We start from the raw sequence: 18,751 nt of genomic DNA, 5'->3' as shown, positions 1-18,751 counted from the left end.
TAATTATATAATAATAAACAGCAATAAAACATGATTAAACAATTTTATTTATAAACTCTATCAAGAGTATTTTTAATTCTCATTAAAACTTTTTCTCTATTCAAAGGTTTTACAATAAAATTTTTGGCACCTAAAGTTAATGCTTTTTTAACCAGATCCTCTCTACCTATAGCAGAAACCATAATTACACAAACATCTTTTTTTATATTAAGAATCTTTTGAAGAGCAGTTAAACCATCCATTTTAGGCATAGTTATATCAAGTGTAATAAGATCAATTTTATCTATATATTTTTGAAATTTTTCAACTGCTTCCTCACCATTAGCAGCTGTATCAACAACATTATAACCTTCTGAAGTTAAAAATTGCCTTAAAAGTTTAACAACAAATAGAGAGTCATCAGCAATTAATACATTATACGGAGTTCCATCCAACTTAAGCCCATCAGGTCGTTTTTTATTTATATCAGGCATTGCGGAATAATCATCATCAAATTTAGCAACCATAAATAATCCCTCCTATGATTTAAATATATTTTAAAATCTCTATATTTCAACAACTTTTTTCAAGTTATTATTTAAAAATTTTGGAATATCAATAAGTGGTAATACAATATCTATCCCCCCCATATCTTTAGCAACTTTAGGCATCCCATATACAATAGATGTTTCTTCATCCTGGGCTATTGTAAAAACTCCATCTAGATGCAATTTAGTAATGTAAAAAGCTCCATCTTTACCCATACCTGTCATAATCACTGCAATTATATTTAATATTTTATCTTCAATACATGATTTAAATAAAAAATCAACAGAAGGTTTATGATTATTAATAGGTAAAGAATCTGATAGATAAATATAATAATCAACACCAGATCTTTTTACACCCATATGCTTATCACCAGGAGCAATATATATATGGGATTTTTCAACTTTTAAATTATCTTTTGCTTCCATAACATTGTAATGAGGTATTATTTTATTAAGAGAATCAGCAAAATCTTTTGTAAATCCTGCAGGCATATGTTGAACTATTAAAATTGGAATATCCAGTTCAATAAGAGGTAATATAGTTCTTAAAGATTCAGGGCCTCCAGTTGAAATACCTATCAATATCATATCAGGATTTCCAGGAAATTTATTAACAAAATCAGCTCTAATTTCTTCTTTTTCTTTAATTATCTTTTCTATATTCATTTTCTTTGAAAAAGTAGGGATTATTGATTTTTTTCTATATCCTTTTTTCTTTCCCCAATTTTTAATCTTTAATCTGATCTCTTCTGCAACCTTTTTAATATCCAGAGAAATAGATCCTGAAGGTTTCATGATATAATCTTTAGCTCCATTTTCTAAAGCTTCATTAGTAATTTTTGAACCTTTTGAAGTTAAAGAGGAAAGAACAATAACAGGAACTTTTATCCCTTCCTTTTTCATTGCCTTTAAAAATTCAATCCCATTCATCTGAGGCATTTCTATATCAAGAGTAATAACATCAGGATTCAATTTTTTTAATTTTTGTAATGCAAATTTCCCGTTCATTGCAGTACCTACAACTTCAAGTTCAGGGTCTTCATTAATTATATTCATAATTAGTTTTCTCATCAATGCAGAATCATCAACAACCAAAACCTTAACTGGCACTATTTAACCTCCTCTTTTAAATAAGTTATTGCATTACCAATTTTATTAAATTTAAATTTTGTATTCATCCCAAATAATGATTCTGAATGACCTAAAAAAAGATAACCATAAGGTTTTAAAAGATTATAAAATTTATTTATAACAAATTCCTGTCCTTTTTTATCAAAATATATAATTACATTTCTACAAAAAATTACATCTAAATTTGTATATGATGCTTTATGCATCAGGTTATGGTAATCAAAATAGATCATCTTTTTAATAAAATCTTTTACCCTATATCCCTGCCCAATTTTATCAAAATAAGTATTTAGATATTTTTCAGGGATATTACCCACCCTCTTTGCATCATAATATCCTTCTTTAGCAATTAATAATGACTTTAATGATATATCAGAAGCAATTATTTTAACCATCCATCCAGGATACTTTGAAAAATATTCATAAGCTAACATTGCTATAGTGTATGGCTCTTCCCCTGTAGAACATCCTGCAGACCATATTTTAACAATTTTTTCATTTTCATTCCTCTTTTTTAAATCCTCAAATACAAAATCCTTTAAAGCCACAAACTGAGGTTCGTTTCTAAAAAATTTAGTTAAATTAGTTGTAACACGATCAAGAAAAGCTTTTAATTCACCTTCACTTTTCGTAATCAAATTATAATATTCCATTACATTATTAAATTTTCTTTTGAGCATTACTTCATATAACCGATTTTCTAAAATAGATTTGTTTATTTCAGAAAAATATATCCCAGATTTTTCATAAATTATATCTTTGAATATTCTAAATTCATTTTCACTTAAACTAAATCCCATGAATTTTTCCCAATTATTTTTCTTTTTATTTATATAATATTTTATTATTTTATGTTGTCAAGTATCTAAATGTTTTTTATTAATATTATAAGTATTTAGTTTATAATAAAACATCTTAATTTAAAGAAGAATATTATTTATATAAAAAAAATAAATAATCATGTAATAAAAAAATAAAATAATATTGATTTTTTTTATTTATAGTTAAAAGTTTAATTATATAAATTAACTATCATTGAAAAAGTAATTATTTTATTTATTATTAATTATATTATTATCAAAACTTATTATTTATCAGGAGTTTTTATGAAAATTGGAAAGAATAAAGTTCAAAATAATAATAACTTTTTATTACTAAAGGATATTAAAACAATTTATGGATTTGATAAAAACTTAAACTTTTTTGAACAACATAATAAAAATATTTTAATTAAAAATGAGAAAATATTGGGTATTGGTCAGGATAAAGATGAACTTATTAAAAAAAATATAAAAAGTAAAAACAATATAGATTCTAAACCTTTGAAAATAGTCAATTGTTCTGGATTAATACTTACTCCCTCATTTGTTGATCCTCATACCCATTTGATATTTGGTGGAACAAGAGAAGATGAATTTTTTCTAAGAAATAAAGGTGTTAGTTATTTAGAAATTGCCAAACATGGTGGAGGAATTTCTTCAACTGTTAAAGCAACAAGGAATACCTCTTCAGAAATTTTGCTAAAAAACTTACTTAAAAGGATTAAGCTTCTTTCTTCTTTTGGTGTTACACATATAGAGATAAAATCAGGATATGGATTAACTACTAAAGAAGAAATCAGACTTTTAGAAATTATTAATAAAGCTAAAGAATACACCAATATTAAAATTTATCCTACCTTGTTAGCAGCTCATGATTTTCCTCCAGAATCAAAACATGATAACAAATTAAAACAAAAATATATTGATGAAATTGTTAATGAAATTATTCCTGAAACAATTTCTAAAAACCTTGCAATATTTTTTGATATTTTTTCTGAAGAAAAGGTCTATAATCTGAATCAAACCAGATATTTGCTTGAAGAAGCAAAAAGTAAGGGATTTAAATTAAAGCTTCATTCTGATGAACTTTCAAATATAGGAGCAACAGAACTTGGAGTTGAAATGAATGCTGTTTCTGTTGACCATTTATTAAAAATTTCAGAATCAGGGATTAAGAAACTTAAAAACTCAAAAACTACACCTGTATTGCTACCTGGGACAGCATTTTATCTTAATGAGCCATTTCCTGATTTTAAAAAATTTATGAAATATGGTGTTGAGGTTGCAATTGCATCAGATTGTAATCCAGGCTCAAATTATACTGAAAATATGCTTTTTATTTATACTCTTGCATCTTTAAAATTGGGAATGGATGAAAAACAAATTTTAAAAGCTGCAACTATAAATGCATCTTCTGCATTAGATTTAAAACCCGAAAGTGGTACAGGGATAATTGATGTTGGGTATAGTGCTAATTTTAACCTTTTTGAAGCACCCAATCTTAAATATATTTTTTATCATTATGGAATTAATCCTATTTTTAAAACTTTTATAGATGGTGAGGAAACATGGGTAAACCAGATAACTTAGGAAATGATATATTTGACCCTGATAAAGATGATAACCTTCGTTATAAAAACACTGACATAAAAAATATAAATAAAATATTAAACAAAATCATCTCAATTTATTATACACTTATTAATAGAATTCCTGAATACAAAGATAATCCATTCTTTCTTAAAATATTAAAAAAGATTACCAATTATATTAAAGATAACTCTTTAAAAATTGAAGAAAATAAAGGATTTTGTGATATTTTCTTTCAAGATTTAAATATAATCTTTACAAAACAAAATAAAATTATTGAACTTGACAAATATATAAATAAAAATAATTATCTGATAATTATTGGGGATATACATGGGGATTTAGAATCTGTTTTAAAAATTTTTTCAAAGTTTGATATTGATAAAAATGCATTTCTTTTTTTAGGAGATTATGTAGATAGAGGGATTTATTCAATAGAAGTTGTTATGTTCCTTTTATTGTTAAAAGTTGCATATCCTGATAAAATATTTTTATTAGCGGGTAATCATGAATGCTATAATACAATTAAAGTTTATCCCTCCAATTTCTGGCATTCTAAACAATATTTAGAAAACAAAATATTTATTGATAAAGTTTTTGATATTTTGCCTTTAGCTGCATTTAAAGAAAAAACATTATTTCTCCATGGGGCTACACCAGAATTAAAAGATTTCAATGAATTTATAGAATTCGTATCAAGCTATCAAAAAACATCTAAATTATTTGACATTGATCCATTAATTATTGAAAAGTTACTATGGGGTGATTTTGTTGAAAATGATTCATATTATGAGGGGTACCATCCTTTAACAGGAAGACCTCAACATGGTAAATCTTATTTTGAAAAAACACTGGAAAATCTTGGATTTGACTATCTTGCAAGGGGTCACCAACAAACTGTTAAAGGATTAATTTATGACAATAGATGTTTAACAGTATTTAGTTCTAATTATTATAAAAATCAAGGATTGATAAAAGGTGTTTTTGTATATATTAACAACTCTTTTTCTCAAAAATTCAATAAAGATTTGATAATACCAATTGAATAGAAAAAGTTACTAATTTTGATACAAATTTTTTCTTAAAATTTATATTTAGTTTTATATTATTATTTTTTTAAAATTTGTATTACAAAATTAATTTTTTAATTTAATAAACTTTTTTTCAATTTCGAAATTTTATATGGTTTTTCCTTAGTTTTTTAATCTAAAGTTCTTGATGTATAAGGGATTTAGATGTTTTTTTGCAAAAATTATTGTATAAAATATAGTAGCTTTTTAATATAATTTATAACCCCTTATTTTTCACACTACAATTGTTTTTTCATATACAAAAGCCTTATCTATTTTCATTTTTTAAATAACTTATATTATTGTTAGAAATTAATATTATTTTATTATACATATCAAAATTTTCTTTAACATGAGAAACATTTATTAATATAGAATTTTTAATATTTAAAACAATATCCAATATTTTTTTGTAATCAAAATATGGAATATTTCTATTAGCTTCATCAAAAACAAATATCTGATTAGAATGATAAAAAGCTCTATTTATTGCTATTTTAGTTTTTTCTCCTCCTGACAAATTTTTTCCAAATGAAATTAAATTTCTTTTTATTGAATCATCAAGATTTAATATATTGTTATTTTTACCTGCTTTAAATTTTCCCAATGAAATATTATTTTCATAAGAATCATTAAAAATATAAGAGTCCTGGCGCACAAAACCAATATCTTTTTTAATAAAACTAATTTCATCTGCTTCTATTTTATATAAACCTATAATACCTTTAATTAATGTTGTTTTACCAGCTCCTGAATCTCCAATAATTAATATTTTATCACCATCCTTTATATCAATATTAATATTATTAAGTAGAATAATTCCATCTTTTTTTATACTACCATTTACAATTTTATTGATAAATCCTTTTTTTACAAATTGCTTTTTTTGTTTTATCTCTTTATTTAATTTTTTATAGAATTTATTAGAGAATTTTAAATCTATTATATTTTGATATAATCCTGATAATCTTCCAGTAATAAAATATAAAATAAAAATATTAAATGCTATATTATTAGAAACATAAAAATTAGAAAATAGAACAATAAAAAGTAAATAAAGTATAATTGGAATAAATTCTATAAGAATTTTTAATTGTTTCTGCAAGTAAAATGTTTTTTCAAAATTAATTCTTGATTTTATAGAAATATTATTAAATTCTTCATTTTTCTTAATAAAATACTGTTCCTTTCCTAATCCAATAATATTTAATTTACTATTTAAAATAGAATTAAGTATAGTTAAATAAATTTCATTATTTTTCAACATTTCATCATGTAAAAGATCTTCTTTTTTTCTTGCAGAATTTAATATTGAAAAAAGTAATACTTCTATAATAAGGGAAATAAGCAATATTAATAATATTTTATAAGAAATAAATATTAAAAATAAACATAATATGATTATATCATTTATTATATGAAATATCTGGAAATTTTTAAAACATGATTTTTGAGGCAATAATGATATATTACTAAAAAAAGAACCAAAAGTTGTTTTTTCAAATTCTTGATATTCTTCATTTATATATGCTCTGATTAACTTTTTATGATTAATATATAAATTATAAAAAATAAGATTCTTTTTTATAATTAAAGCTAAAATTGTTGTAAGTATAATATAAACAATTACATAATAATTTATATTTATATTAATTTTATTTAGTAAAATCAATATAAATACAATATCAATTACAAGATAAGCAAAAAGGGAAAAATATTTTAATATATTACTATTTTTCATATACTATCTTACCATTTAAAAACCTAAGTTTTTTATTGAAACTATTTAAAACAATTTGATTATGAGAAACAATAATTACTGTATCTTCTATATTATTTACTTCATCAATCATTTTTTTAATAATATTGCTATCATTTTCAGTAAACAATTCATCTAAAATATTTATTTTCTTTTTATTATATATAAATCTTAAAAATCCAATTCTTTTAATTTCACCACCTGAAATTTTAAGTGATTTACCTTCATTAAAAATATTAATCCCAATTAAATGAGATAATTTAAATTTTTTAATTTTATCATAAAAATAACAATTTTTATCTCTAGTAAAAAAAATATTTTCCTCTAAAGTCCCAGGAAAAAGTTGTATGTCTTGTGGAATATAACAAATATCAGGTAAAATATTTTTATTTTTTGGAATATTATCAGGATAATTATAAACAATTTCACCCTTATAGTTATTATCTATTTTTAATATATTATTTATAAAAGTCGTTTTCCCAATACCAGAATCTCCTGAAATAACTATTTTTTCTCCATAATTAATAGCAAAAGAGTTTTTAAGAGTTAAATTATTAAATTTATTATGATATGAAATAAAGTTTATTGAAGAACATTGAATTTTTTGATTATTCTTTATATTTTTAGGAAAAATAAATCTAGATAATTTATTATACAACTCTATAATATCAGCAAAAGAAAATGCAGTAATAGAAATTTTATTAAGAATGATATTATATATGAACAAAATAAAAATAAAATACGTTTTCTGAAATTGGTTATTCTCATTCTTATTAAAAATTATGATTATTGGAACTATTATATTAATAAATAGAAGAATAGAATTCGAGATATCCTTAATTAGATCTTTTTTAAAAAAATTATTTATTGCATTACTCATAATTTTTAAATATTTTTTTACCATAATATTTTCAGCATTATAAATCTTAATTTCTGGGTAACCATAATAGATATTCTCACTAATTAAACTAAAATCTTTTCTCTGTTCAATTAATTCTTTTTGTATTTTTCTATTAATTTTTATTGTAAAATAATTATATAATAAATATATAATAGAAATTAAGAATATATAAGTAAAAATAATTTGATTATTTAATAAAAATAAAAAAAGAATTACTAATAAAATACAAGTATTGGCTAATATTTGTATTAATTCTATTGTAGAATTACAAAAATTCTTAGTGTTTTCATTTATATCATATGAAGCAGAACTGGCTGAATCAATTTTTAAATTAAATACTATAATATTTTTTAACATATTTTTTATTAATTTTTTTTGTATGCCTTCTTTTAAGTTAAAAATTATTTTGTAGTCAAAACAAATTATTAAAATCAAAATAATATTAATAAATGTAAAAATAAATAAATCTTGCACAGAAATTTTTATAGTCATTGAATTAAATTTTTTTACAAAATAATTATTAAACATTAATATTGTAATTTCTAGTAGGGATAATAAAGTATAAATTAAAAATTTTAAATTAATAAAATATTTAAAAATTGTCTTAATCATTTTTTATAACTTTTTCTATCTGATTAAATATTTTTTTACTAAATTTCTTATCTATAAAAGATGGAATTGTTTTATTCTTACTCAAAACGAATTCATAATTCTTATATGATTAAATATCAGACTTTATAATTTTTACTTTATTTAATCAAATAATGTATTATTCAAAGATTGCTTTTTTTCACCTTTCCCTTTTTCATAACCCATTTTAAATATGTTTATAAATTCTTCTTCATTAATAATTTTTACTCCAAATTTTTTTGCTTTTTCAAGTTTTGATCCTGGATTTTTACCAGCTAACAGAAAGTTGATCCTGGAAGAAATAGATGAAGAAACTTTACCACCAAATTGCTCAATTAAAATAGCAGCTTTTTCTCTTGGTTTAAAATGTTCAAAACTTCCTGTAATTACCCATTTCGTATTTTCAAATATTTTTTTAAGTCTTTGTTCATCTTCTTTAGTTATTTTATCTAAACCTATTAAATTTTTAATTTCTACACCTTTTTCATCTTCATTTTCTCTTTTATTCAAACTTAAATTTAAACCAGCTTTTTTAAGTTTTTCAATTAAAGTAAGATTTTCATCCTCATTAAATTCTTTTATAAAAGTTTCAGCAATTTTTGGTCCAATACCTGGAATCTTAGTAAATGCTTCTATATCATTTTCTTTACATTTCTTAATTATGTCATCAATACTTTCAAAACCATTTTTTATCAATAGCTTAGCTGTTTGTTTTCCCAGATCTTTTATACCCAAACTGGTTAAAACTACTGAAAAATCTCTTTTTTTTGATTCTTCAATCCCTTTTTTTATCAGGGTTATTTTTTTATCTTTATACCCCTCAAACTCTTTTAATTTATCATAATTAAAGAAGTAAAGATCTGCAGGATCTTTAATAAAATTATTTTCAAATAAAAATATTATTGTTTCATCTCCTAAATTTTCAATATTCATTCCATTTTTAGATACAAAATATTTAATCTTTTCTATTTTTTTAGCTTTACAATCAGGATTAAAACAAAAATGCAAAGGACCAATTTTTGTTAAAGGTTTTCCACAAAATGGACAATTTTGTGGAAATTCAAAAGTTTGAATGTTATTTTCATTTTTTTCTATTACTTCTTCAACTGCAGGGATAATATCTCCTCTTTTTGAAATAGTTACTGTATCACCAATAGAAAGTTCTAAACTTTTAATGTATTCTTCATTATGTAATGTTGCTTTTGATATAATTGATCCAGCTAATTTTACTGGTTCTAAAATAGCAACAGGTGTAATTTTACCCCCTCTTCCTATTTGTAGCTCTATTGATTTTACTTTTGTAACTGCTTTAGGTGCTTCAAATTTATAAGCAATAGCCCATCTTGGATGATGAGCTGTAAATCCTAATTTTTCACGTGCTAAATACTCATTAACTTTAAAAACAATACCATCTATAGGAAATTGTCCATTTTTTCTTATATTTTCAAATTTTTGAATAATCATTTCTACATTATCAACGTGAATTTCTTCTATTTGAATTTCAGTTAAAAAATTGTTTTTAATATTACTTTCATTGTTATTATTATTAATTTGTATATTTCCCTTATCTTTTTTATATTCTCCATAAGAAGAAAATATATAATATATTTTTAATCCTGTAAAAAATCCCTGTTGATATAGAAATATCCTCATCTCAATATCATTTTCAAAATTTTTATTTTTTGAATACCCATCATAAGCAATAAAAATTAATGGAATATTAGAAACCTCTTTACTTTTAATCCTATTTAAAGTACCAGCAGCAAAATTCCTGGGATTTGAATAAAAATTATCAAAATTCTTATTATACTTTTCAAAATCATCTTTTTTTATAAGGACTTCTCCTCTAACAGCTAAATCTATCTTTTCATCTAACTTTAAAGGGATATTTTTAATGGTTTTAATATTTTCAGTTATATCATTTCCAATAATACCATTTCCTCTGGTAACTCCTTTAAAAAGTAATCCATTTTTATAGTATAAAACTACTGATGAACCATCATATTTTAATTCTGCTAAAAAGTTTACTTTTTTAAAAGTAGATATTATTTTAAAAAACCACTCTTTTAAACTATTAGTTGAATATACTTTATCAAGAGATAATACTGGAATTTCATGTTTGGTCTTTTCAAATTTATTATCTAAATCTGATCCAATTTTTTGAGTTGGTGAATCTTCTCTTTTAACTTCTGGATATTTTTCTTCTAATTTTTGAAGCTCAAGTAATAATGCATCATATTCTTCATCAGAAATCTCTGGTTGATTTTTTACATAATAAAGGAAATTATGATGATTTATTATATTTATTAGCTCGTCTATCCTTTTCTCAACATTTTTCTTGTCCATCCTTTTACTCCATAAATTTAGATAATGTTATTATTTTATATAATTTTAGTATTTTAATAATTTTAGCAATTTAATGTAATTATTATTATTATTAATAAATTTAATTTTTTAATATGTTTAGTAAAACTAAAAAATATAATTTCTTATATTTGTTTGCTTAAATTAAAAAATTTAATTTCTTTGCTATTTTATTTGTAATAAATTTACAGTTTACAAAATTATAGAAAAAACATTTCATTAAAAAATCTTAATAAAAAGTTTCTTGACTTATTTCACAAATAAACAATAATTTTTATGACTTAAAAATCAAGATTTAATTATGAATATTCTTTTTTTAGATAAAGATTCTAAATTTTTTGACCTGATTTATAGAGACCTTTTAGTTATAAAAATTACTCCTTTTTTACAAATATTTTATATTGATAATAAAATCAATACTGAAATAACTGAAAAAGATAGTTTAAAAAATAGTTATATAATTAATGATTTTTCAAAGGAAAAATTTATAGCATTTGTTAAAGATAATCAAAACCTTCCACTGATTATTAATACAGATAATCTTAAAAATGTTTTAGAATTGTTAATAGATATTTTAAAACAAAATTCTCTACTGCAAAATGTAAAAATTATTTTATTTTCAAAAAATGAATATGATTCTAAATTTGACGATATTTTAAAAAACAATGTTTTTAAATTTATCAATTTTAAAAATAAAAATGAATTTATTGAAAAAATAAAAATAACTTTAAATGAACTTGAACTTTTTGAGAATGAAAAAAGAGAATTTATAAGGTTTTCACTAAAAAATCTGGATGTAGAAATTGGTTTTAAAAACCCTATAAGCTCTAGAATATTAACTGGAAAATTGATTAATATTTCTTTTGGTGGCTTATCTTTTAAAACATTTAAAAATGATAGCTCTTTTTATCTTCTTAAAAACAAAATAGTAAAAAATTTTAAAATATTTTTTACGGAGACACCTTTTTTATGTGATATAAAAATAATATATGTTAATGAAAATATATTCTGTGGTCAATTCTTAAAAATTGAGCAGAAAGAATTTGAGAAACTTTTAACTTTTATTAAAAATTTCATTTTGATAAATGTATAGAACATTTATGGATTAGAATGGAGGATATTATGAAAAATATATTAAAATATTTATTGCTTTTTGTATTTTTTTTATTTATAACTTTCATAAATATTAGTGGTGCTAATCTTGATATACCAACACTTTATAGTTTGTTTTCTATGGACTCAAATTTTAACATTTCACCTATTATTTTCATGCAGCTAGATTTATCTGGAGGTTCTAAATATAATACACAAATAACTTTAAACTATTACTTTACTAATAATTCAGTTTTTGATGTAACTGATACAAACTCTACAAATCATACAATTTATCCTTCTATCTATGTTAGTTCACTTTATGCTTCAATTAACAATATTTTTAACATTTTTGATTTATCAATATTTTATGGCGACTATATAAATGTATGTGAAGGCAGTAAATTTAATAACTTAGATTATACTTATTCTTTATCAGATAATTTTGAATCAGTTTATAAAGTATCAGGATATGGAGTAGATTTCAATTTTAAATTTTTAGATAATTTTATGTCTTTAGATCTTGCTGGATACCAAAAAATTAATTCTTCATACAAATATTCTCTTGACCTGTATTTTAGAATTTATAATTTAAGTAATTTTCAAATAGCTATTGGTGGAGGAACTGACGATTTTTCAATTTATAGAGCTGCTGTAAGGCTTGTATTTTCTCAAGAAAATTTCAACATCAAATTGGTTGCTGGTTCACAAAATCTTTTAACAGTAACTTCAATAACAGATTTATACCTTGTTTTTGAACAATCAATTTTTCTATCACAGTTTAAAGAAACTTTTTCAATATTTTCAAAACCTGGCTATTACGATGAACAAACTTTAACAGACCAGGAAAAAAACAGTTTTATCATTTATATGGATTTAGCTTATAATGATAAATATGAAACATTTTTTGCAGGTTTTTTATCAAACATTAATCTAGTTAATTATGCTTTTAATTCTATAATTGTTTCACCATATATAAATTACTTTTTTTCTGGCATATTATGGAAAATTAGAATTAATTTTAATGTAATAGATTTTTCTAATTTTTTTAATTCAGCATCTATATCATTTGAAACACAATTTTAATTTATCTATATTTTTTTATTTAATTTTTTATTTGATTTTTTTATATTTTTATAAATTTTTCCTTTATATTATACTTAATTTTTATTAAATTATTATTACCATTTATTTATTTTTAAAATTTTTTTATTATATTTATTCTTTTCGAACTCCATCATCTTTTTTGATTTTTATAACATCACTATAGGTTAGAAATCTTATTTTTTATTTTTAATTTCCCTTGTAAATTTATTGCTAATAATTTTTATTTTGTTATTTTTTTTTTGATAAAAAAAGATGTGAGATTTTTAACATCTTATTTTTAGAAGTTTACCAAAAATAATATTTAAAGAGGGAAAAATGAACCTTTTTTTTATAGGTGGTGGTAATAGCACTCATATTATAATTGAGGAACTAAAAAACTCAATAAATAAAGCATATATTTTCGATACAAATCCAGAATCATATAAAGATCTATTATTAAATTATTCATTTACAGAATCGGTTTCTTTAGATGAAATTAAAAATGGGAAAATAAAAAATATAAAAATCGATTTTGCCATTGAATGTGCTTCAATTGATGCTGTTATAAAGTATTCTGAAACTATTTTAAAAAATGATTTAAATTTTATAATTTTAAGCACCGGTGCATTTGCTAATAAAAATTTCTATGATAAATTTTTTAAATTATTGAATCACTCGAAATCAAATGTATATATACCTTCTGGAGCAATAGGAGGTCTTGATATTATTTATTCTATAAAAGATAGAATTACATCTGTTACTTTAACCACAAAAAAACCACCTTATAATCTTGGAATTACAGAAAATTTAAATAAACCTAAAATTATATTTGAAGGTGATGTATACAAAGCTATTCAAAAATTTCCAAAAAACATTAATGTTGCTGTCACCATTGCAGTTACAATAAGAGATTTTACTAAAGTAAATGTAAAAATTGTAGCTGATCCTGAAGTTAAAAGAAATATACATAGCATTAGAGTAAAATCAGATGCAGGATTTTATACATTTGAAATTGAAAATCTTCCTTCAAAAAACGGAAGAACCAGTTTGTTAGCACCATTATCTATTGTTAGTCTTTTAAAAAAGCTAAATAGTAATTTTAGAATAAATTAAAAAATAAAGTTTATTTTATAGTTGGTAGACTTATTATTTTTATTTAAATACTTTTATGTATATCATGATTTTGTAGTTATATTTATTATTTTTTTATTAATTTATTATTCCTAATATTATTAGGCTACCAATAGTACTTTTATTTTTAATATATTATACGAGGAATTTAGATGAAACAAAATAATTTTATTGAAGAAAAAAATAATCTTATAAAAGAAATTCTTAAATTAAAAGAAGAAAAGGGATATACAATTATTGCTCATAACTATCAAATCCCTGAAATTCAGGATATAGCAGATCATACTGGAGATTCTCTTGCTTTAGCTAAACTTGCAACAACTTTAGATTCAAAAAAAATCTTATTCTGTGGTGTTGATTTCATGGCAGAAACTTTAAAAATTCTAAATCCAGAAAAACAAATACTTATACCAAGATTTGATGCAACATGCCCTATGGCAAACTCTCTTGATGAAAAAACTTTAGTTACTTTTAAAAAAAATTATCCTGATTATTCGATTGTTTTATATGTTAATTCGACAGCTCATGCTAAAATGTATGCTGACACTATTTGCACCTCAGCAAATGCTGTTGAAGTTGTTCAAAAATTGAATAACAATAATATACTTTTTGGTCCAGATAAAAATCTGGCATCATATATCAAAGAGAAAACTTCTAAAAATATTATCCCTATTCCTGGAGATACAGGTTTTTGCTATGTACATAACAATATAACATTAAATGATTTAAAAGAAGCTAAACAAAAACATCCTGATGCAAAAATAATTGTCCATCCTGAATGCTCAAAGGAGGTTAGAGATGCATCTGATTATACAGGAAGTACTGGGCAAATGGTTAAATTTCCAGAAAATACAAATTCAAAAGAATTCATAATCGGGACTGAAATTGGGATGGTTTATAAATTACAAAAAATCTTTCCTGATAAATTGTTTTATCCTTTAAAAAAGAATTTTATTTGCCATAATATGAAAAAAAATACATTAATTGATCTATACAATACATTAAAAGAAGAAGTAAACTTTATTGAACTTGATGCTGATATTGTTGAAAAAGCAAAAAAACCTATTTTGAATATGTTTAAACTAATGGAAAAATAGTATTTTTTATCTTATTACACTTTCAAAAATACAATAAGTAAAATTTAGTAATAGGAGAAAAAGTGTTTTTACAACAGATAGATAAAATAATTAATCATATCAAAGAAGATGAAAATTTTTTTGATTCTGCAAGCTTGTTATTAAAAGGGAAAAAAATTACTGCAAAAATATTATTAAAAAACTCTAATATTGTTATTTCTGGATTAGAAATAGCAAAGATTATTTATGATAAGTTTGGAATAAAAATTAACACAAAATTTAATGATGGAGATTTTATTACTGAAGATACTAATAAAGCAGAACATATTATTGAAATAGCTTCAATTGCAGGAGATGCTTATTATATACTTTTAACAGAAAGAACTATTTTGAATCTATTATCTCTTATGAGTTCTGTTGCAACTAAAACTTATAAAATTCAAAATAGTATTAAAGAAAAAGGTTATAAAACCAGGATTGCAGCAACTAGAAAAATATTACCTTCTATTGGGTATTTTCAAAAACTTGCAGTTATACATGGTGGAGGTGATCCACATAGAATTCATCTTTCTGATACAATTATGATTAAAGATAATCATAAAAAATTATATGGTTCCATTGAAAAAGCTATTAAATCCATTAAAGCTATTAAATCTTTCACCCAAAAACTTGAAGTAGAAGTTGAAACCCTTGATGAAGGATTAAATGCATTAAAAATGGGTGCTGATATTATAATGCTTGATAATTTTAAACCAGAAGAAGCAAAAAAAGTAGCAAAAATACTAAAAAATAATAACAAAAATATTATTATAGAAGTCTCAGGTGGTATTTCTGAAAATAATTTTTCAAACTACCTGGATAATTCAATTGATATAATTTCTATGGGAAGTCTAACAACTGAGATCAAATATACAGATATCTCTTTAGAAATTTACAATAGTTAATCTTTATTCAAAACTATTTATAATTATTTTATTTTTTATTTTCTATCAAAGTTTTTAAAAGAGAAAATTTTTCTATAATATTTTTTTAATTTATTAATTTTTAGTATTTAAAAAAAAGCAATTATATGGTATGTATAAAGAGTTATTAAAAATTGGTTAATAAATTATATAAGTAGCTATTTTACAATATGGATTATTACACTTTATAAATTATATTTAAACTTAAGAAAGGGATACTAAAAAATTCATTTTAATAAACAAACTATTTAATAATAAACGATATTAAATTAATAAACAAGCTATATGAAAAACAAAAAAATAAAAATAATTCTTCTTTCACTACCAATTCCTGAATTTTATAACTTTCATCAAAAGGGTAATCATCAGCTTTTTAAGGATTATTTTAAATCATTTTTAAAAGTTTTAAATATTAATGATTTTGAAATAATTGATATTCCAAGAAACATTGTAGATAATTTCAATAATAGAGGAATCACAAAGATTATTAAATCTTTAAATCCAGATATAGTAGGTTTTTCTTCTTATTTATGGAATATTGAAAGAAATATTCAAATTTCAAAAGAATTAAGAAAAGAGGGTATAATCACAATTACTGGGGGACCTGAAATACAACTGGATAATAGTTACATTTTTTCAAATAATGCTTTTGATTTTTACATCATAGGGGAAGGGGAATACAAGCTATTATATCTATTAAATTTTATTAAAAATAATACCTATAAAATTAATTATGACAAAAATAATTATAATAAATTCAATCTTTATAAACATATTGATAAAAAATATAATATTAATGATTTTCAAATTTTAAGTGATACAAATATTAAATCTGACAAATACGAAAAATTAAAAGATTTATTTATAAAAAATTACCAAAACATGATTTTAAACTATATTGAAATATCAAAAGATTATAAAACTGACAATTTATTTTATTTTGAAACAGAAAGAGGATGCCTTTTTAACTGTAGTTTTTGTGCTTATTCAAAATTTAGAAAAGATATTCTTTCACTTCCTAACAATGTATTTTCCAATATGTTATTAAACATTTTAAAAAAGGATATTGAAGAAGTTTATATATTATCACCCACACTAAATAGAAATAAAAATAATTTTAAATATCTATTAAGAAATATTATTGAACTTCAAACCAAATTAAAACCCAAAGTTAATTTTTTTGGAGAATTAAGATCTGAATTTCTTACAAAAGAAGATATTGTAGCTCTATCCAATGCTTCATTTAATGAAATTGAATTTGGTGTTCAATCTTTAAAAAATGAAGTCTTAATAAATATTAACAGAAATTCAAAAAAAATTGATCTCCCTGAATTTGTTAAAATTCTAAGAGAAAATAACATTAAACCAATAATTGATTTTATTATAGGGTTACCTAATGAATCATATGACGATATAATTAACACAATAAACTATCTTGATGATTATAACCTCCTTGAATATGCGAGTTTCTATCATCTTTTGATTTTACCCTCTACTGACCTCAAATTTCAATTTATTGAAAAAAAATATAATTTTGAATCTACACCCCCTTATTTAGCTTTAAAAACTGATAAACTTGATATTGAAAAAATAAGAAATCTTTATATGTACCTTGAATCAGAAAAAGATATCTCATATTATGATGAATTTTTATTTTCAAATAAAGACAAAATTTACATTACTAATAATTTAAAACATTTTAATAACTTAGAAAATACATATTACTATCATACAGCAAATTTTCTTTTTTATGATAAATTAAAAAAAATGATAAAAATAGATATAGACAAATACATTCTTAACTTTTACAACAATTTTTTAAAAAAAAATTCTGATATTTTCCATATTTTGTATTTAATTAGTTTTAAAAATCTTGATTATAAATTTTTAAATATGCTTAAAAATATATTCAAACTATATAAAAATTATTATGATAAATTTCATCAAAGTATAGATTTTTTTAATGATGAATTATTTTCAAAAAGAATCGAAGTTTTAACTAAACCCGAAATATTTATGAAATATTTTAAAAAATTATCTCTGGATTTTAATTTTAATTTTATTTATTTTAAAAATGAAAAAGACAAATTTATGAAGGATTATCAATTTTTAGAGACTATTTATAATGAATATGGTATATACACTTATCTTGAAAAAGACATTAATATTTACCAAATTTCATCTGCATTAAATAAATTTAATCAAAACATTCAATCGATTAATGAAGACAATAAAATTGATCTTTCAAAAAATAATGTAAATTTTATAAAATTTTTACCAATTAATTTTAATAATTGAAATTATAAATGTAACTATAAATTATTGATACAATTTATTTAATAAATAGAATCTATTAAATGAAATTTTTTACATTTAATTATTTTCCATAATTAAAATCTTAATCTTTTTACCATATATGAATAATCACATTTTCTATCTCTATTTTCAAAATAACTACTTAATATATTATAAACATTTATAAATATATCAATTAGGGTTACTGATAAAAATAAAGAAAAGATATATAAAACTGACAAATCATATTTTAATAATTTTATTCAATAAATCAAATAAAAAATATTTATATTGAAAAAAAATGTTAAATCTT

Annotated in this window: 14 protein-coding genes; 8 read left to right on the top strand and 6 right to left on the bottom strand. The window is 21.7% G+C overall.

The features are described from left to right. Positions 1-44: 44 nt before the first annotated feature. Genes ACZ5EC_RS12065 through ACZ5EC_RS12055 form a run of 3 tightly spaced genes read right to left on the bottom strand, consistent with a single transcriptional unit; the run spans position 45 to position 2,461 of the window. On the bottom strand, positions 45-506 hold the full coding sequence (locus tag ACZ5EC_RS12065) for a response regulator (protein WP_464302732.1): 462 nt from the start codon (positions 504-506) through the stop codon (positions 45-47). 39 nt (positions 507-545) lie between these two features. Further along, positions 546-1,640: a protein-glutamate methylesterase/protein-glutamine glutaminase gene (locus ACZ5EC_RS12060; protein ID WP_464302731.1), complete on the bottom strand. Its 1,095-nt coding sequence runs from the start codon at positions 1,638-1,640 to the stop codon at positions 546-548. Beyond that, positions 1,640-2,461 carry a CheR family methyltransferase gene (locus ACZ5EC_RS12055; protein ID WP_464302730.1) on the bottom strand — a complete coding sequence of 274 codons (822 nt, stop codon included), beginning with the start codon at positions 2,459-2,461 and terminating at the stop codon, positions 1,640-1,642. Before ACZ5EC_RS12055 ends, ACZ5EC_RS12060 begins: the two co-directional genes overlap by 1 nt. Positions 2,462-2,767: 306 nt before the next feature. Here ACZ5EC_RS12055 and hutI point away from each other — a divergent pair, with 306 nt between their 5' ends. Then, on the top strand, positions 2,768-4,072 hold the full coding sequence (gene hutI, locus ACZ5EC_RS12050; protein WP_464302729.1) for an imidazolonepropionase: 1,305 nt from the start codon (positions 2,768-2,770) through the stop codon (positions 4,070-4,072). After that, the gene (locus ACZ5EC_RS12045; protein ID WP_464302728.1) at positions 4,051-5,121 is read left to right on the top strand and encodes a metallophosphoesterase family protein; all 1,071 of its coding nucleotides are present in this window, start codon (positions 4,051-4,053) and stop codon (positions 5,119-5,121) included. The genes hutI and ACZ5EC_RS12045 overlap by 22 nt, the downstream gene beginning before the upstream one ends. Before the next feature lie 289 nt (positions 5,122-5,410). On the opposite strand, the gene ACZ5EC_RS12040 is transcribed toward ACZ5EC_RS12045, so the two are convergent. The 3 genes from ACZ5EC_RS12040 to ligA all read right to left on the bottom strand — a co-directional run bounded on the left by ACZ5EC_RS12040 (position 5,411) and on the right by ligA (position 10,778). Then, on the bottom strand, positions 5,411-6,883 hold the full coding sequence (locus tag ACZ5EC_RS12040) for an ATP-binding cassette domain-containing protein (protein WP_464302727.1): 1,473 nt from the start codon (positions 6,881-6,883) through the stop codon (positions 5,411-5,413). Next, positions 6,873-8,414 (bottom strand): ATP-binding cassette domain-containing protein, encoded by a 1,542-nt coding sequence (locus ACZ5EC_RS12035; protein WP_464302726.1) that lies wholly within the window; start codon positions 8,412-8,414, stop codon positions 6,873-6,875. The genes ACZ5EC_RS12040 and ACZ5EC_RS12035 overlap by 11 nt, the downstream gene beginning before the upstream one ends. A gap of 141 nt (positions 8,415-8,555) precedes the next feature. Then, positions 8,556-10,778, bottom strand: a complete 2,223-nt coding sequence (ligA, locus tag ACZ5EC_RS12030; RefSeq protein ID WP_464302725.1) for an NAD-dependent DNA ligase LigA — start codon at positions 10,776-10,778, stop codon at positions 8,556-8,558. A 319-nt stretch (positions 10,779-11,097) separates the two neighbouring features. On the opposite strand from ligA, the gene ACZ5EC_RS12025 reads away from it, so the two are divergent. From ACZ5EC_RS12025 to ACZ5EC_RS12000, 6 genes are all read left to right on the top strand, one after another. Continuing rightward, a complete protein-coding gene (locus ACZ5EC_RS12025) occupies positions 11,098-11,889 on the top strand; it encodes a hypothetical protein (RefSeq protein ID WP_464302724.1) in 792 nt (263 codons plus the stop codon). 29 nt (positions 11,890-11,918) lie between these two features. Beyond that, entirely contained in the window at positions 11,919-12,974 is a 1,056-nt protein-coding gene (locus ACZ5EC_RS12020) for a hypothetical protein (protein WP_464302723.1), read from the top strand. A gap of 336 nt (positions 12,975-13,310) precedes the next feature. Beyond that, the gene (nadX, locus tag ACZ5EC_RS12015) at positions 13,311-14,087 is read left to right on the top strand and encodes an aspartate dehydrogenase (RefSeq protein ID WP_464302722.1); all 777 of its coding nucleotides are present in this window, start codon (positions 13,311-13,313) and stop codon (positions 14,085-14,087) included. Between the two features lie 170 nt (positions 14,088-14,257). After that, entirely contained in the window at positions 14,258-15,202 is a 945-nt protein-coding gene (nadA, locus tag ACZ5EC_RS12010; RefSeq protein ID WP_464302721.1) for a quinolinate synthase NadA, read from the top strand. A 62-nt stretch (positions 15,203-15,264) separates the two neighbouring features. Next, entirely contained in the window at positions 15,265-16,125 is an 861-nt protein-coding gene (gene nadC, locus ACZ5EC_RS12005; protein ID WP_464302720.1) for a carboxylating nicotinate-nucleotide diphosphorylase, read from the top strand. A 303-nt stretch (positions 16,126-16,428) separates the two neighbouring features. Next, complete coding sequence (locus tag ACZ5EC_RS12000) at positions 16,429-18,441, top strand: B12-binding domain-containing radical SAM protein (RefSeq protein WP_464302719.1); 2,013 nt, start codon at positions 16,429-16,431, stop codon at positions 18,439-18,441. The last annotated feature ends 310 nt before the right edge of the window (positions 18,442-18,751 follow it).

It is taken from the genome of Exilispira thermophila, from assembly GCF_055389015.1.
The sequence above is the reverse complement of the archived record's forward strand: the minus strand, read 5'-3'. Positions and strand labels throughout refer to the sequence as shown.

Coding starts and splice junctions, on each gene's coding strand:
- ligA (WP_464302725.1), bottom strand. CDS start 10,778: ATGGACAAGAAAAATGTTGAGAAAAGGATAGACGAGCTAATAAATATA.
- ACZ5EC_RS12065 (WP_464302732.1), bottom strand. CDS start 506: ATGGTTGCTAAATTTGATGATGATTATTCCGCAATGCCTGATATAAAT.
- ACZ5EC_RS12045 (WP_464302728.1), top strand. CDS start 4,051: ATGGGTAAACCAGATAACTTAGGAAATGATATATTTGACCCTGATAAA.
- ACZ5EC_RS12025 (WP_464302724.1), top strand. CDS start 11,098: ATGAATATTCTTTTTTTAGATAAAGATTCTAAATTTTTTGACCTGATT.
- ACZ5EC_RS12055 (WP_464302730.1), bottom strand. CDS start 2,461: ATGGGATTTAGTTTAAGTGAAAATGAATTTAGAATATTCAAAGATATA.
- ACZ5EC_RS12020 (WP_464302723.1), top strand. CDS start 11,919: ATGAAAAATATATTAAAATATTTATTGCTTTTTGTATTTTTTTTATTT.
- nadX (WP_464302722.1), top strand. CDS start 13,311: ATGAACCTTTTTTTTATAGGTGGTGGTAATAGCACTCATATTATAATT.
- ACZ5EC_RS12040 (WP_464302727.1), bottom strand. CDS start 6,883: ATGAAAAATAGTAATATATTAAAATATTTTTCCCTTTTTGCTTATCTT.
- ACZ5EC_RS12035 (WP_464302726.1), bottom strand. CDS start 8,414: ATGATTAAGACAATTTTTAAATATTTTATTAATTTAAAATTTTTAATT.
- nadA (WP_464302721.1), top strand. CDS start 14,258: ATGAAACAAAATAATTTTATTGAAGAAAAAAATAATCTTATAAAAGAA.
- hutI (WP_464302729.1), top strand. CDS start 2,768: ATGAAAATTGGAAAGAATAAAGTTCAAAATAATAATAACTTTTTATTA.
- ACZ5EC_RS12000 (WP_464302719.1), top strand. CDS start 16,429: ATGAAAAACAAAAAAATAAAAATAATTCTTCTTTCACTACCAATTCCT.